The following is a 15,457-nucleotide window of genomic DNA, read 5'->3' as shown; positions in this document are numbered from 1 at the left end:
CAAATCAAACCAGCAATGAAAAAATTAGGGCTCTTTTTATTGATCGTGATGAGTTATCGTACCCATGCACAGGTACAGGATCAGCTCAAGGTTGATGTTCATCCGGGCATCGAGTTGTTCACCATTGTACAGATACTGGCAGATAAATATCCCAAACCTTATGCGTCGGCTTATACTACCGAAGCGATGGAATATTTTGGCCGCTACAAGGATCACCCGGCAGTGAAAAAGGTGGCAACATTTGGAAATACATATACCGATCTGGTGGAGCTGGGCTGGTGTATGAGCGGCTTTCCTGATATTAAGATCTATGAGCCGGCCGCCGATCTTAACTGGTACCGGCATTACGGCAAGGAAAACGTATTGGAATACATGCGTCTTTGCCGAGACTTTTTCAATGACACGCATTTCTGGGACTTTTTCCAGCAGCATGCTGCCCGTTATGCTGCGTGGGGCGCTGCGCTGAAAGCCAAAGTGGACTCTGCCGGGCTGGTGCAAAAACTGCAAGGCTTTTATCGTTATCAGGCCGATGTGCATTGGTGGGTATGTATCGATCCGCTCAACAGCTGGGGCTCTCATGCGATCATGACTAAAAAATTGAACCCGGATTATGCAGACTGGGTGGTGTACAATACTGGCTTTTTTAATGCCAACATGGACCCCAAAAAAGACCCTTATTTCGAATTCGCCAACTTCGACAACCTCGTATTCCATGAAGGAAGTCATGTTTATATCAACGGACTGTTGAAACAGTACGAGCGGCAGATTGATGAATTGAGTTACCTGTTCAATAAAGATGATGAAGGCATGAAGCGTAATAATATTACTACCTGGCGGTATTGTTTGGATGAGAACATTGTGCGGGCTGTCACAGCAGTGCTTTACCGGAAATACCGGGATGAACGTGCATTCAAAAAACAGCTGGCGAAGGAACTGCTCAGCGATTTTATTTATGTAGAGGAACTGGAACCGTTTATTAATAAGCAGTATGTGAACAGCAAAAAGTACAAAGATTTCGGAACATTCTTCCCGGAGCTATTAAAATTCCTCAAACAGAAACACCCTAAAAAAGTGTAGCGAATGCTCAATACCTCGTTGCCTTCTTATTGCCTCGTTGCCTTGCTTCCCCAAACCAGGACGCCGGAAAGCAGAAAAAATAAAATATTGATTTTATCCTTCCTGGCTTCCCGTCTTCCCGGCACAGTCTAAACCCGGCAACGGAGTTCCTGCTGAAACGGGGCCCTGGCAAAACCACCGGGATTGCAGGAAGCATCCAGGTTGGCTGTTGTTCGGAAAGCTGTCGAAAGTTTGATACCCGCATAGGGTCACTACTTTAAAAACAACCACTGAACAACGATTGCCAGGGTAAGGGCGAGGTAGCAGTATACTGCCGTTGCCGGTGCTGCTATTGAATCATCATTATGTGAAACGATATATTGAGTTGACCGTGGCCGGAGGAAGCAACTGAAGATAAACGCCGCACATTGTTCATCACGCTTTAGATGAATTCCAGACAGGTATTGATCAGTTACCTGTTTGTAAATGCAACATCAGCGCAAATGAATCTTTTGAAAGAAAGTTGGTCATGACTTACTGTTCAAAACAAACGTACAACATCGCGATACCCGTTTCCAAATTTATTTTATCAGCTTTTGGAAGAAATGGGAATATTGGGAATTTTAGTAACTATTTTTTCCGAATCTTCCGAAAATTACCAAAATGCGAAAGAAAAATTTGGAAACCGCTATTTCAAAATCGTATACTTGTCAGGAGCTGTTAGTGACAAAAACGGACTAAGAGAGGTCAAAAAGGCAGGAAAAGGAGATTTTAGAGTGAGGATACAGGATAGATAGTCCATGGATACTCCATAGATGGACCATAGATCGACCATAGATAGTCCATACTAATAGCACAAACCCTAAAAACAGGTGCAATTTGCAAAAAAGGGCAGGGCAGAACGCGCCTGTATGGAAGGGGTTTAGTACGGATGCCGGTGAGCCCGGCGAAAAGCGTATCTTGGAAAAAACTTTCCCATGAAAAGGATAACCCCCTTGATGATCGTCCTCAGCCTCATCATCACCCAGACCAAAGCACAGACCCCGAATACCGCTGAAGCTAAAGCTGGTCGTTTGCTTGTTGAACTCGCTGAACATATCAAGCCTGAAAGTTTTATCGACACCTGGATGCTCAAACGCAAATCCTGGACAGAAACAGCTGCGAAGTCGCCCACTGCTAAGGTCCTTGCGCAAAATACTTTAGCGCTGAGTTCATACATTAGCCCGGCATCATTTAAAAACTCGTTCAGTCAAAAGGACTTTGCGAAAGCAGTGAATAAAGCCAAAACATACCCGGAAGCCTTCAAAGTTTTGCAAAGCCTCGAAGAAGGATTTAAGCCCGGCACAATGGGGCCATTATGGAGCAACCGGCGCGGGCGCTGGCTGCACGACCTGTCGGTTCTCAAATAAGTTGGCTATTGCGCACGTGCTTTCTATTTAATCGAGAATAATACTGTATTGAACGTTCGCAACAAAACTTCTTGTAAGTCCGTCGGCCCTCACATCTCTTACTATAAAAGGTGTAGCAGCAATAAATTCAAGACTTGTTTTGTTGTTGAATTGTTTGCCGACTGTAATTGTTCCGTTAAGCGTCAGCCCCTTGGAACCGTTAATACTTGCCCGCTTTCCAAACTGGTCTTCATAAGTGTCATTGCCAACGTGGTAAATTGCCAACAAACCTGGTTTTATGGTAAAACCCTTTCCGGTATTGAGGTAGTAGCCGGTACGCAACAACAGGTCAAACTTCCTTTTGAAAAAGTTGGTAGGAGCAAAGCTTTCAGCCCGTTTGTCAGAATACTCATAGGGGAAAAAGGTGTTCTTGTTGTTGTGAATTACCGGGACCTGGAGACCTGTATTAAATTCCCAATGCTTATGCAGGATATAATTGATGCCCAATATAGCATCATAAGTGCCGAGACTTGATTGATAATCGAGCGGCAATGCGCTGCCTGCATTATTTTTTTGATTGGAAGAATTGAATGGGATCTTTATTCCTGCCAATATCCGGAAGTTACTGGCGGCATTATCGTCATTTGTTTTATAAGTAACTGTGCCATAAAAATCACCGATGCCAAAGTTGTTTCCCAGGAAGCCATTAGCGTAGGTGGCAGTAACTTTACCTGAAATAGAAAAGTGCCTGCCAAGTTCCTGGGTGTATTGCAGGTAAGGATTGATGGTAAGCGTACCTTCTTCACCCGTTCCGATATTACTTCCAATATCGATCCTTCGTTTTTCTGCTGCATGTGTGTTAACACCCTTCAACGCTCCGAGGCTGCAAAAGCCGGCATCACTGCACCCTTGCGCAAAAGAATTGTCGGCAAAGACACTTAATAATAAAAGAAAAATAAGCTGCTTCATGTGCTATTTTAAAAATTTGCAAAGGATGCCTGGAGCAAAAGAGAGCTTATCGTTTGACATCTGCTCCAGGCATACCATTATTACCTTTTATTGCAGCGTTACCTTGATGATATTGGTAAGAGCAGGCAGCGTTGTATAAGGATTTGGATTAGGAACTGCAGCGATAGGCTTGCTTTCTGTAAGCGGTGTTCCTGCAAGATTGAACTGCGTAATGCCGGCTCCGGGAAACTGATCGAGCGCCGTGCCATTATCGTAGAGCCCAATGGAAGACGATACATCTCCTTTTTTCGTAGCGTCAATATCACTTCCTGAAGTAGCAAAGAACCAGTCGTTGGAGAAGCCATACATCGTTGCAATAGCGATCTTGTCGCCGGGAACTACATTGAGCAGTTGAGATACCTTGCCGCCGTTACCTTCACCGATTTTGGGAAGCAACACTGTATTCGTGGCATCTTTTAATACATATACATTCTTTACGCCCGGTTTATTTTTCAGGGCTGCAGCGAGGATATCTGCATTGCCCTTCTGTGCCAGGTCTTTCAACCCTTCTCCGCGGTCATTCTCCCCGCTTTTGAAGAATGGGTTTTGATTGCCACTATATACAACCACCAGTACGGGCGATAAGGGAGTAAAAATGCCTGTCTGTCCTGTCAGATAAGTACTCAATACAGTATTGTCGCCTGCTTCTGAAAGATTCGTAAGGCCATTAGCTGTCGGCTTACCGGATGAATAAATGGGCTCTGCCAGTAGAAGATTTCCGCCAGCGACATAGGAGATAGCCCATACGCCGGGACTGAATGGAGTCTCATTGGCCGTGCCTCCGGTGTTATTCATGATCGTAACAGTGAATGTAGAATTACCATTATAGGCAAGAGACACTTTCATCAGTTGGGAAGCTGCGAGGTAAGTATTGCCGTAATCATCCATGCCGGCAACCTCCTTGATATTTTTAGCAGTAGTTTCCGCAGTTCCCGGATGCACCACAGCCATGCCGGGCTTTTGATTCACACGCGTACCATTGTCCCATAATTTGATCTGAGCAGAAACATCTCCGGTAATGGGCGTACCGTCATCATTATATAACTTGATACCTGGGTTGGCAGGTGCAAAGAACAGGTCATTACTCCATCCGTACATGGTGGCAAAAGTGAGCCGTTGATTTTTGGCGGCAGAGAAGGAAAAAGATACAGATTGGCCGGGAAAAACAACCGGCGGTGTGCCCGACCCCTTGAAAGTGCCGGATTCTACCAGCGGTCTGCTATTCAATACATTCTCGATGGTAATGGTGTTGGGTTGCGGCATAACGTCGTTGTCCTTTTTGCAGGAGGACAGAAATAGGCCGGCAGAGATTATCGCTAACGCTTTTAAGTTGCTGTGTTTCATCTTTTTGTTTTTAGATAAGGCAAAGGAACACAGACGATATCCCAAAGCGGTCGCAGAAGTATAACAAAAGTATCACAGCGCTGACGGGATGGTTTTTTTGCTGAATTTTGAGAAAATTTCAAACCAACACGGAGATATGAATAAAGTATTGCTGTTGGAAGATGATCCGAATATTGTAGAGTTGTTGACTATCCACCTGAGTGACCTGGGTTGTGAAACAGTTCCGGTAATGAATGGGCACGATGGCCTTGCGGCTGCTACCACACAGCCATTCGACCTCATTATCCTCGATATTATGCTGCCGGGAATGAATGGCATGGACGTGTGCCGGAGGATCAGGCAAACGGACCGGCGTACTCCGATACTCATACTGTCTGCCAAATCGGAGGAGATCGATAAAGTAGTAGGATTGGAAACGGGTGCAGACGACTATCTCACCAAGCCCTTCAGCGTGCGGGAGTTTATTGCCAGGGTCAAAGTGATCTTTCGTAGAAAAGAAGACCATGTCCCCGCGCAGGATATGCCCCCCGTATCATCTGTCATTCGGTTTGCGGGATTAGAGATCGATACGGACAAACGAAAGGTGATGCTGAATGAAAATAGGGTAGACTTGTCTCCGCGCGAATTCGACCTGATAACCCTGTTGGCCTCCAACCCGGGGAAAAGCTATAGCCGCAAGCGCCTGCTCAACTTGGTATGGGGCTATGATTTCGAAGGCTACGAACATACTGTTAACTCTCACATCAACCGGCTGCGGGGAAAGATAGAACAAGACATCTCGAATCCCAAGTTCATATTAACCACCTGGGGCATTGGATACCGGTTTAATGAAGAATTATAAAGCCATTATATGTCTGTAAAAACGATAAGAGGAAACCTGCTGTTCTGGAAAATAGCTGCCGTATTTTCTATACTGTTGGTCATATTGGGAGTCGTATACATATTGATAGCTTCCAGGCTGTCCCGGTCTTATTATACAACGGCGCATCAGGAACTCTACGGAAATGTTGCTGCTCACCTGGCTAATTTTACACATCCACTCAGGAACGGACAACCTGATACGACAGTAACACATGATATCATTCACTCCATCATGGTGGCCAACCCAAGTGTGGAAGTATACCTGCTGGACACTACCGGAAAGATCACAGACTATGTAGTGCCGGATAAATCGGTGCGGCAACGACATGTAAATATTGCCACGGTAAAGCAGTGGCTGGCGGTAAAAAACGGGGAGCGGCCTTTGGGCGACAATCCCAAACAGCCCGATGAACCCAGCATCTTTTCTGCGGCGCCCGTATATGAGAACAACAGGCTGACGGGCTATGTGTATGCTGTCTTGGCCAGTGAGAAACAGCGGGAGATATTGAGTACGCTCAACAGCGACCTGTCTTTCCGGCTGGGTAAATACATTTTTCTATCCGCTTTGCTGATTGCACTTGTCGTGGGGACCATTACTTTCTTCCTGATCACTGATAGCATTTGCCAGATAGCTGGTGTTGTCCGAAGGTTTAAAGAAGGTGATTATGCAGCCCGTATAGAAGGCTATGCCAAAGGCAACCTGGGAATGCTCACATCTACCTTTAATGAAATGGCTGATGTGATCGTGGACAATTTCGATAAGATCAGTGCAACAGATAGATTTCGCCAGGAACTAATAGCCAATGTTTCTCATGACCTGCGTACACCCTTGTCTATTATGCAAGGATATGTTGAGACATTGATGATCAAAAAAGACAGCCTGACGGAACAGGAAAAAAACAAGTACCTGTCGGTGGTGCTGGAAAGCACCAAAAAACTATCAGTACTGGTAGAGCAATTATTCCAGTATGCCAAGTTGGAAGCCAACCAGGTAAGCCCCGAGAAAGAGCAGTTCCTGCTGAATGAACTTGTTTCAGATATATTGATGGCTTACCAACTGAAAGCAAAGGAAAGGAATATCACCCTTAGCCTTGATGCAACTGGTACACTGTCTCCGGTCTTTGCCGATATCGCACTTACAGAAAGAGTCTTGCAAAACCTGATTGATAATGCTTTCAAGTTTACACCCAACGGAGGCGAGATCACAATCCAGTTAAAACAAACGAACACTGGTATTCAGGTGCAGGTAGCTGATACGGGCATTGGTATTGCGCCGGAAGATCAGGCATATATTTTTGAACGATATAAACAACTGCACAAGGATGAATTACCTAAAAAAGGAATGGGCATAGGGCTGGCGATTGTGAAGAAGATCTTGGAACTGCACCAATCATCCATACAGGTCACAAGCACACCGGGAAACGGTGCGGCATTCTGGTTCGTATTGCCGGTGCTTTCACGAAGCAATTAGCATTATATTGGTTACAGGTCGCAAATAACCCTTTAAAAAGCCGTATATACCCACCGCCTCAAAAAGATCTTCTCTCCATCTTTGTGGTGTCGAAAGGAATTAAACAAACGACAACATAAAGCAAGTGGAGCAGCAACCACCTGAAAAAACGGGCGGAACCGAAAAGCCAAAAGAGTAGGGGATAAATTATAGCATATGTCAAACAATTCAGTTTCATTACACCGGGTGTTGAAAACATCACCGGAAAAAGTATTCCGCGCATTCACGGAACCAACCGCTATCGCGTCATGGTTGCCTCCTTATGGATTTCTTTGCACCGTTCACGAAATGAAAGTAGAAGTAGGGGGTATCCATAAGATGTCTTTCCAAAACTTTTCAACTGGCAATAGCCATTCATTTGGTGGAAAATACCTCGAGATCAAGCCCAACGAATTATTGAAATACACGGATCAGTTCGACGATCCAAAACTGCCGGGAGGGATGACGACCACTGTTACACTCCAAAAGAACATGGCAGGTACAGAAATAAAGATTCTGCAGGAAGGTATCCCTGCTGCTATCCCTGCAGAGTTTTGCTATTTAGGTTGGCAGGAATCATTGGAAAAGCTGGCTAAATTGGTAGAGCCCGAAATCCCAGATGCTTAATCAGATATCAATCACGATAGTGTTGCAAGGAGCCATGTAAATCAATTTTATATGGCTCCTTGTATTATTTAGTGGAATGAGTCGGTGAATAACCGAACCGCTTTTTGAAGGCAAAGGAAAAATGGGACAGGTCTTCGAAGCCCAGCTCTATATAGATATCTGACGGGCGCTGCTTCTTTTCCTCGATGAGGAAGTGGGCTTCCTCCAGCCGCCTTTGGATGAGCCAATGATTGGGCGTGTCATTGAATATTTCTTTGAAATCCCTTTTGAAAGCAGACAGACTGCGCCCGGTGAGGAAGGCAAATCGCTCCATGCTTACATTGAACTTGTAGTTCTTTTGCATAAAAGCTTCCAGGTCCAGGCGGCCCGGCACACCGAAGTCGAACAGAATGCCAGACAGCTCGGGATGTAGCTGCAGCAGGATGAGTAGCAACTCTTCGCGCTTCAGATCGGCAAAGGCAGCATTGATGCTGCCAGTACCGGTGTAGTAAGGCTCCAGCGAGAAGAGGAAGCTATTGATAAGGTTATCTTTTTTGAGCCTGATGAACGCTTCCTTAGATCGGTAGTTGTGATAAACGATGTTGTGTCTGCTCTGGAATTGTTTTAAAAATGCTTCATCAAAAAAGATGACGACCTTTTCAAATTCGTTCTGATCTCTTACTTTATTATACCGCGCCAGGCTGTTCTTGCGCACAAGACAGCTTTCGCCCGGCTTTAGGCTGCTATGCTTCTTGCCATCATAGCCATTCATAGTTCCTTTAGCTACAAACAAAAAGAAGTGCTCTGCTATGAATTGTTCAGGCGATACTGCAGGGCCTACAAAGCATGATTTGATCTCCGTTATCTTCATCGTTTTGCCTGCTGATTTACGATGCCAAATTTAAGTAAACTATTGGCAGTAGCTCCAATGGCCTCACCAGTAGTGCGTGGTTGCCAGCCCAACTGCCTGATGGCCTTCTCGCTGCTGGCTCTTTTTACCATGCCTAAATAAGGTGCCACGGCTTTGAGTTTGGGAATGAATACAGACAGTAATTTAATAAACCAGTTAGGCAATTCCTTCGTGGGCACATGAGCAGCTTTTGCTCCCAGATGTTTCTTCAGCACCTTCGCAATGTCCAACAGAGAAAGCCCTTCTCCTGACACGGCTATGAAACGTTGCCCATTGGCCTGTGGCATGGTCATGGCCTTATAATGCAGGTCTGCAACATCGCGCACATCCACGTAGCCCGATATGAGCTTGGGCAACACTTTCATATCCCCATTCAGCATCTGTTTGATATTCTGTATCGAGTGCGAGAAATCATCCGACAGTATAGGCCCTAAAACACCCGTAGGATTCACCACGGCCAGTTCCATGCCTTTACCCTCATTATTGATAAAATCCCAGGCAGCCCTTTCTGAGATGGTCTTAGAACGCTGGTAGGGATACACAGTGTCGTTCAATACCGTCCAGTCTTCCTCCGTATAAGGAGTGGTTTTTACAGTGCCGAAACCTACAGCGCCAAAAGCGGAAGTGAGCACCACTCTTTTAACGCCGGCATTTTTGGCAGCACGAAGCACAAAGAGCACTCCATTCCGGGCTGGTATCACAAAATCATCTTCGGTCTTGGCATCTGTATGCGGCGTGGGTGAAGCCACATGGATAACATACTGGCATCCTTCTACCGCCTTCACCCAGCTCGCCTCATCCTGTAGATCAGCCTCAGCAAAAGATAGGTCATCGAAAGAACGGATGCCACCTTCCTGCAGCATTTGTTTTACCAATTCGGCTTTATTTAATGAGCGAAGCGTAGCCCTTACCTTATAACCATTATTGAGCAGTGCAATGATGCAATAGGAGGCGATGAACCCCGACCCACCCGTTACCAATACTGTTGCTTTGCTTTCCATCCTGAATAATTTATGCAAAGCAACGAACGATAGTGTAAGGCGACTTTGTTGTCAGGTCCAAAGTTTTTTGTTGTGAGGTCCGGGAATGATGGGCACTTCGTTACCCAAGCTTTTTTCTCAGCCATTTGCGAACCGGCTCATCATACCATTTCAAAGTAACATACGCCAGAATAACAGACCCTATCAATATCAACAATGCATAAGGCCAGGCGTCTGCGATGGTTGTGCCTTTATGATTGCTGATCCAGGCTACATAGAAATACAACAGCGGATAATGTACGAGGTAAAGAGGGTAGGATATATCACCTAAGAATTTGCATATCCTGCGTTCTGTCTCGCTATGTACCATGCCGCTGGCGCCCAGGTAAACAATGAGCGGAAAAATAAGGATGATACATACGGACTCATAAATCCCATTCATCCAAAGATGTTCAGCACCACCTATGCGTGGCATATATAGCACGAGAGCGACCAGGAGGCTGCACCATAAAAAAGCATGCTTAATGCGGGTGGGTTTGGCTATCCGTGAAAGCAGCAGACCCGCAAAGAAGGGATACATAACGCGGGTAATACCTATGCGCATATGTTCCGCGTTGAGTGTCCAGCCGCCACTCACATCTCCATTGGGACTGGTAATGGCCAAATGCGCAAGCGTTGCGGCCGAGATCAACACCAGAATGCCCAATGCTGTTTTGGAGAGCTTCCTGATGCCGATAGCATACAGGATATTGGCAATGTATTCAAAGAACAATGACCAGGCTACACTATTGAGTGGGTGCATTTCTTGCCAGCCACGTATATCCATTGATAACGGAATAGGTAAAACAGTATAACCGATGAACAGCACCAGCAGCATTTTCCAGAGCGGAACAGAATGAATGTCCGGCCATATCGTCGAGTCGGTAAAATAGAATCCGATTGCCCCGAGCGTCATCCCCAACACGATCATCGGTTGAAGCCGTTCGATCCGCCGCTTGAAGAAAGTGCCGACGGTCATTGTATGCCAGCGATCGTCATAAGCATAGCCAATCACGTAGCCAGACAGCAGAAAGAAAAAGTCAACAGCCAGGTAGCCGTGGTTTACGAGTATATCCAGGTGCCCGGTTCCTAATGGCTCGGCCAGATGAAAGGTGACAACGATGATGGCGGCAACACCGCGTAATCCGTCCAATATGAGGTAATGCGGCTTTGTGGCAAGGCTGTTATTATTCATTCGTCTGTAGGTATGGAACCGCAAGATTAAATAAATAACTTATCCGAACCTGCATACATCGTATCAAAACATTGACGAATAGTCTCATTGTCATTCGGTACGCAACGATTTCACCGGATTAGCCATGGCCGCTCTCGTTGCCTGAAAACCTACAGTAAGCAGCGCTATGCCGATAGCCGCTGCGCCTGCTGCCACAAATAGCCAGCCGTTAAGCGCCGTCCGGTACACAAAGCCCTGTAGCCAGTCATGCAGAAAGTACCAGGCCAGTGGACTGGCAATCAGCAAAGCGATCCCGATCAGCACGACGATGTCTTTGCAAAGCATCACCACAATGCCCGACACTGTAGCACCCAATACCTTCCGGATGCCGATCTCCCTCGTTCTTTTTTGCGTTGAAAAAATGGCCAGACCGAGCAGGCCCAAACAAGAAATAAAGACAGTGATCCCCATCGCCACATTGATCAACACCCCGGTCCGCAGATCGGCCTCATACAATTGGCCTATGCTCTCGTCCAGGAAATAACGCTCAAACGGTACGCCGGGAAACACAGCCTTCCAGTCTTTCTCTATATGATCGATGAGCGCCTTCACCTCACCGGCGGTCATATTCTTCGCAGCGATCTTGAACGCAATGATGTTCTCGTCCATAGGATCATGTTTGATAATGACCGGCCAGGTCGCCTGACGAAAAGAACTCTCATAAAAATCGGCCACCACGCCAACAACAGGATAAGCCTCGCCTGGGCCAACGACCACCTCATGGCCAATGGCCTTGTTCACATCGGTAAAACCCAGCGCACGCGCACAAGTCTCGCTGATCAGCAATTCCCGGGTACTATCGCCGGGATGCATATTGCGCCCGGCCACCAGCTTCATACCATAAAAAGGAACGTAATCTGCGTCTCCACAATGAATGGATATTTCGATCGGCTTCTCATCACTGCCTTTCAACTGACCACCACCGAATCCCCAATGCATACGGCCGATTGGTGGCCTTCCTTCCTTGATCACCTGCTCTACGCCGGTCATTTGCCGGATCTGATTCATCAGTACGGCTACCTTGCCAGGCTTCCGGTCCCGCGGATGACCAAGGTTCACGATCGCATCCGTCTTGAAACCGAGGTCCGCCTGCAACGCGTACCGCAGTTGAGAGCCAACGACGAGAGACGCTATAATAAACAACAGTGAAATGGTAAACTGGAAAACGATCAACCCTCTGCGCAGCGTCCCTTTTCCCCCGCCCGGCGTTGCCGTGATCCCTTTCAGGATCACCGTGGGCTGGTAGCCCCCCAGCACCTTGGCCGGATAAAAACCCGCCAGCAGGGTAGTAGCCACGATCACCAACAACAAAAACAACAGCGTAGCACCATCCAGCCGGAAATAAACACCGGCTGGTATCAGATCACTGAACACGCTGAACAATGGCTTTATCATCAGCATGGCAAAGCCTACTGCAGCCACCGTCACCACCAGGGTTTCTATAAAAAATTGCACAATGATGGCCGACCTGCCACTTCCCAACACCTTCCGGACACCTATCTCTCTCGCTCTTCGCATGGATTGCGCCGTAGATAAATTGACAAAATTGACAATGGCCAGCAAAAGGATAAAGCCAGCCGCAGCCATGAGGGTATACAAGACCGATAGGCTGGCTTTTCTGCCTTCACCGCCATATTCAGGGTGAAAATGGATGCCCGACAGCGGTTTCAAATGGGCGGCAAACGCTGTTTTCGCACCGAAATGCCGTTCCAGAAAAGGCATGAATTGCGCATCGATCTGCGATGGCCGGACGTCCTTTGGCAGTTTGATCATCACCTGGCTGGCACGATTTATTTTGCCCCAATTGTCCAGCGTGATTCTATTCTTGAGAAAACTAACAGGGATCGTAGCAAAAGAGATCCATTGACTAAACTTAAAATCGCTGTTGCCCGTCCAATCGGCAACAACCCCTGTTACCGACACCGCCAGCGAATCCTGGTAATAGAGGGTTTGCCCAATAACCTTATCGGGATCGAGATCACCAAAGTATTCCCGGGCTTTTCCCTCAGTAAGCACCACCGAGTGAGGCATAGACAGGGCCGTGGTGGCATTGCCGCTCAACCACTGGTAGCGAAAGATGTCGAAGTATTGTGGCTCTGCAATAATAAGGCTGCCCGCATCGTCGAAGCGTTGAGCCTTTACGTCGGAACTACCTGGTATCGTCACGTTGGCGGTATAACGATGAAAGGCCGCCACGGTCTGTAAACCCGTCATTTCCTGACGCATAGCGGCCGGCATGGGGCCAGGCACGAGGTTCAAATGATTATCCTTTATCTGAAAGTCTACACAAAAGAGGCGGTCACGGTCTGGATGGAAAGTATCAAAGCTGAATTCGTGCCGGGTGATCAGGTAAATGAACAAACAGGCACTGACACCCAATGCTAAGCCCAGCACGTTGACAAGGCTATAAATTTTATTGCGGGCGAGGCTGCGCCAGGCCACGATCCAATAGGTTTTAAGCATAAGAGTAGTTTTGGGGAAAGCACCTAAGATGCCTGACAGCTAAAATAGCATAAAAAAAGAGGTCATCTTTTTGATGACCTCTCTCGGTGAAACCCGCTGGGACTATCACTGGGGCTCCAGCACCAATATTATCTTGTTGAAGTCAGCTGCGGCATTAATGATCTTCTGGAAATCGGGATATAGTGACATTGGATACAGCAGGTTACAGTACTGTTCCCTCACCGTAACCTTCAATACATTACCTTCCAGCTTATAGGAAGATTCGAATCCCATGGTTACCTGACCATTGTCCTCGACAACCTTTTTGATATTGAGGTCATCCGGGTTTTTGATCTTATAGCCTTTGGGGATCACAAATTCGATGGTCCTGTTCAGTGCGTGCGGGTAATTGACATCCATATCGAACTGCCGTGGTTTCTCCTGGTACATTTCAGCCTGGGGACCGATGATCTCACCGATCTTTACCAGGATCTTATTGCCCGCCCGGTCCACCAGCTCACTGGCATTCACCACCAGGTCCAGTACAAAAGGCTTATTATCCGGGAAGTGTTCCATTTCCTTGTTTTCGATCTTGGAGTTGATTACACGTTCAGAGTTGGTTCCAAACTTTGCCATTTCTTTGATCATCAGTCGCTGCTCGTCATCCGTGCCATAATTGAAACTGGCCCTGTAGTAGATCGATGAATAGCCGGTATAGGATTGCCGGGTGTTTACCAGCAGGCTATCGAGGCTGGCATTGAGGCTGATTTTGGCGTCGATATTATTGTTCGACCAGCTGCAATCTTCACCATTGATACGACGGATGTCGGCAATAGCGGTGGTAAAAGTGCCGATCGTCGTGCCTTTGCAGAATATGCCATTCGTGCCGATCCATTCAGGGTGAATGAGTGGATAGCGCATTTCCAGCAGCGTGGGTGCTATGAACTTCTTGAGTTTTGGAAAGTAGATCACCTGGTTGTCACAATTGTTCCAGTTCTCGAATGCCCGGTCGATCGCATAATCCTGCCTTGACCCGCAAAGCACAAATTCATGTTCTACATTCAATTGTTTGAAGATGGCGCCATACAATCGCAGGATGCCCCGGTGGTTGGAGATCTTATTCTTAATGATCATCTCGATATCCTCGGCCGATTCGTCAGTATTATTTTCTGATGTGCCAATATTCTTCTTCAGGTAGTTCTCTACAGCCGTTACAACGGCTACCTCATTGCCCGTGATCTTTTGCCATTCATTTTTCTTGACTACGTCAGCAACCCGTTTTATTTCTTTTTCCGTATAGCTGCCATAAATACTATAGGCGCGCTTCGCCAGCTCATTCCAGGTAAATACCCTTTCGGTTTTGCTACGCGAGGCATTGTAAGAAAGCTTATACTCCACTCGTTTCAGGTTGGCATTATAAGCAGCATATTTTTCTTTTTCCGCACCAACTATGTCCTGCTGCCGGATAACGATCATGCGTTTGGTAGTAAGGGCAGTGTCTACGGCTGCATTGACCTGATTATACCCCTTGGTTTCAAAGATCAGCCTTTCAGGAGATATGATAGCCACTTCTGCTTCCAGCACAGGAATGCTATTCTGAATAACCTCACGACCAAAAAACGATACATTCGTCTTATAGGTATAATAGAATTCCACATCACATCCCTTTTCAAGCCCTTCCATGGCGAAGATTTTATAATGTTGATCATCCTCCTTCAGGTCTCGGATGTTCTTGCTGTCGACGGTAATCACCTTCCCGCTGGAGAGAATGGTACGGGCCATGATATCTACGATCTCATTGTTCGAGTTGACGGGGAGGTAGACCTTATTGAATTGCTCGATACCCTTGTCGTCGATAATGTGAATACGCCTGTGTAAAGTCCTGTAAGAGGCAACCTCTTCCTTCTCATCTATGTATTCTACCCGGCGCTTGTCCAGCAGGATAACGGCCGATTCATTCTTATACTTATCACCTGGTTTTTGAACCGTAGCACTACTGGTCCATTTTTCCCGTTCGATCGCTGGAGCCGTTTGCGTAAAAGCTTTCAGCTGACCGATCACCAGGCCGAGGGTTAATACTTTCTTCAGAGGGGTCAACAT

The 15,457-nt window shown here is 46.8% G+C and carries 12 protein-coding genes; 5 read left to right on the top strand and 7 right to left on the bottom strand.

Features of this window, described 5'->3' with window-relative positions; genetic code table 11:
* Nucleotides 1–15 precede the first annotated feature (15 nt).
* Both AC5JBY_RS18285 and AC5JBY_RS18280 read left to right on the top strand, forming a co-directional pair.
* The gene (locus tag AC5JBY_RS18285) at nucleotides 16–1,077 is read left to right on the top strand and encodes a DUF4932 domain-containing protein (protein ID WP_495906077.1); all 1,062 of its coding nucleotides are present in this window, start codon (nucleotides 16–18) and stop codon (nucleotides 1,075–1,077) included.
* A gap of 956 nt (nucleotides 1,078–2,033) precedes the next feature.
* Nucleotides 2,034–2,465 (top strand): hypothetical protein, encoded by a 432-nt coding sequence (locus AC5JBY_RS18280; RefSeq protein WP_495906076.1) that lies wholly within the window; start codon nucleotides 2,034–2,036, stop codon nucleotides 2,463–2,465.
* A 27-nt stretch (nucleotides 2,466–2,492) separates the two neighbouring features.
* Here the strand turns inward: AC5JBY_RS18280 and AC5JBY_RS18275 are convergent, their stop codons facing one another.
* Together AC5JBY_RS18275 and AC5JBY_RS18270 are read right to left on the bottom strand one after the other, a co-directional pair.
* Nucleotides 2,493–3,413, bottom strand: coding sequence for a hypothetical protein (locus AC5JBY_RS18275; protein ID WP_495906075.1), 921 nt, complete (start codon nucleotides 3,411–3,413; stop codon nucleotides 2,493–2,495).
* Nucleotides 3,414–3,500: 87 nt separating this feature from the next.
* Entirely contained in the window at nucleotides 3,501–4,796 is a 1,296-nt protein-coding gene (locus AC5JBY_RS18270) for a spondin domain-containing protein (protein ID WP_495906074.1), read from the bottom strand.
* A 136-nt stretch (nucleotides 4,797–4,932) separates the two neighbouring features.
* On the opposite strand from AC5JBY_RS18270, the gene AC5JBY_RS18265 reads away from it, so the two are divergent.
* The 3 genes from AC5JBY_RS18265 (at nucleotide 4,933) to AC5JBY_RS18255 (ending at nucleotide 7,773) form a co-directional block, all read left to right on the top strand.
* Nucleotides 4,933–5,637, top strand: coding sequence for a response regulator transcription factor (locus AC5JBY_RS18265; RefSeq protein WP_495906073.1), 705 nt, complete (start codon nucleotides 4,933–4,935; stop codon nucleotides 5,635–5,637).
* 9 nt (nucleotides 5,638–5,646) lie between these two features.
* The gene (locus AC5JBY_RS18260) at nucleotides 5,647–7,128 is read left to right on the top strand and encodes an ATP-binding protein (protein ID WP_495906072.1); all 1,482 of its coding nucleotides are present in this window, start codon (nucleotides 5,647–5,649) and stop codon (nucleotides 7,126–7,128) included.
* A gap of 195 nt (nucleotides 7,129–7,323) precedes the next feature.
* Nucleotides 7,324–7,773: an SRPBCC family protein gene (locus tag AC5JBY_RS18255; RefSeq protein WP_495906071.1), complete on the top strand. Its 450-nt coding sequence runs from the start codon at nucleotides 7,324–7,326 to the stop codon at nucleotides 7,771–7,773.
* A gap of 64 nt (nucleotides 7,774–7,837) precedes the next feature.
* Here AC5JBY_RS18255 and AC5JBY_RS18250 read toward each other — a convergent pair whose 3' ends face one another.
* The 5 genes from AC5JBY_RS18250 to AC5JBY_RS18230 all read right to left on the bottom strand — a co-directional run bounded on the left by AC5JBY_RS18250 (nucleotide 7,838) and on the right by AC5JBY_RS18230 (nucleotide 15,457).
* Nucleotides 7,838–8,623, bottom strand: a complete 786-nt coding sequence (locus AC5JBY_RS18250; protein WP_495906070.1) for a helix-turn-helix domain-containing protein — start codon at nucleotides 8,621–8,623, stop codon at nucleotides 7,838–7,840.
* Nucleotides 8,620–9,663 carry an SDR family oxidoreductase gene (locus AC5JBY_RS18245; RefSeq protein WP_495906069.1) on the bottom strand — a complete coding sequence of 348 codons (1,044 nt, stop codon included), beginning with the start codon at nucleotides 9,661–9,663 and terminating at the stop codon, nucleotides 8,620–8,622. Before AC5JBY_RS18245 ends, AC5JBY_RS18250 begins: the two co-directional genes overlap by 4 nt.
* Nucleotides 9,664–9,763: 100 nt before the next feature.
* Nucleotides 9,764–10,876 carry an acyltransferase family protein gene (locus AC5JBY_RS18240; RefSeq protein WP_495906068.1) on the bottom strand — a complete coding sequence of 371 codons (1,113 nt, stop codon included), beginning with the start codon at nucleotides 10,874–10,876 and terminating at the stop codon, nucleotides 9,764–9,766.
* Nucleotides 10,877–10,966: 90 nt separating this feature from the next.
* The gene (locus AC5JBY_RS18235) at nucleotides 10,967–13,378 is read right to left on the bottom strand and encodes an ABC transporter permease (protein WP_495906067.1); all 2,412 of its coding nucleotides are present in this window, start codon (nucleotides 13,376–13,378) and stop codon (nucleotides 10,967–10,969) included.
* Nucleotides 13,379–13,483: 105 nt separating this feature from the next.
* The gene (locus tag AC5JBY_RS18230) at nucleotides 13,484–15,457 is read right to left on the bottom strand and encodes a DUF3857 domain-containing protein (protein WP_495906066.1); all 1,974 of its coding nucleotides are present in this window, start codon (nucleotides 15,455–15,457) and stop codon (nucleotides 13,484–13,486) included.

The organism is Paraflavitalea sp. (assembly GCF_059502485.1).
The sequence above is the reverse complement of the archived record's forward strand: the minus strand, read 5'-3'. Positions and strand labels throughout refer to the sequence as shown.

Bases quoted from the DNA above. Each gene is read 5' to 3' on its own strand.
- AC5JBY_RS18245 (WP_495906069.1), bottom strand. From the start codon at position 9,663: ATGGAAAGCAAAGCAACAGTATTGGTAACGGGTGGGTCGGGGTTCATC.
- AC5JBY_RS18255 (WP_495906071.1), top strand. From the start codon at position 7,324: ATGTCAAACAATTCAGTTTCATTACACCGGGTGTTGAAAACATCACCG.
- AC5JBY_RS18285 (WP_495906077.1), top strand. From the start codon at position 16: ATGAAAAAATTAGGGCTCTTTTTATTGATCGTGATGAGTTATCGTACC.
- AC5JBY_RS18235 (WP_495906067.1), bottom strand. From the start codon at position 13,378: ATGCTTAAAACCTATTGGATCGTGGCCTGGCGCAGCCTCGCCCGCAAT.
- AC5JBY_RS18250 (WP_495906070.1), bottom strand. From the start codon at position 8,623: ATGAAGATAACGGAGATCAAATCATGCTTTGTAGGCCCTGCAGTATCG.
- AC5JBY_RS18270 (WP_495906074.1), bottom strand. From the start codon at position 4,796: ATGAAACACAGCAACTTAAAAGCGTTAGCGATAATCTCTGCCGGCCTA.
- AC5JBY_RS18230 (WP_495906066.1), bottom strand. From the start codon at position 15,457: ATGTTGACCCCTCTGAAGAAAGTATTAACCCTCGGCCTGGTGATCGGT.
- AC5JBY_RS18240 (WP_495906068.1), bottom strand. From the start codon at position 10,876: ATGAATAATAACAGCCTTGCCACAAAGCCGCATTACCTCATATTGGAC.
- AC5JBY_RS18265 (WP_495906073.1), top strand. From the start codon at position 4,933: ATGAATAAAGTATTGCTGTTGGAAGATGATCCGAATATTGTAGAGTTG.
- AC5JBY_RS18280 (WP_495906076.1), top strand. From the start codon at position 2,034: ATGAAAAGGATAACCCCCTTGATGATCGTCCTCAGCCTCATCATCACC.
- AC5JBY_RS18260 (WP_495906072.1), top strand. From the start codon at position 5,647: ATGTCTGTAAAAACGATAAGAGGAAACCTGCTGTTCTGGAAAATAGCT.
- AC5JBY_RS18275 (WP_495906075.1), bottom strand. From the start codon at position 3,413: ATGAAGCAGCTTATTTTTCTTTTATTATTAAGTGTCTTTGCCGACAAT.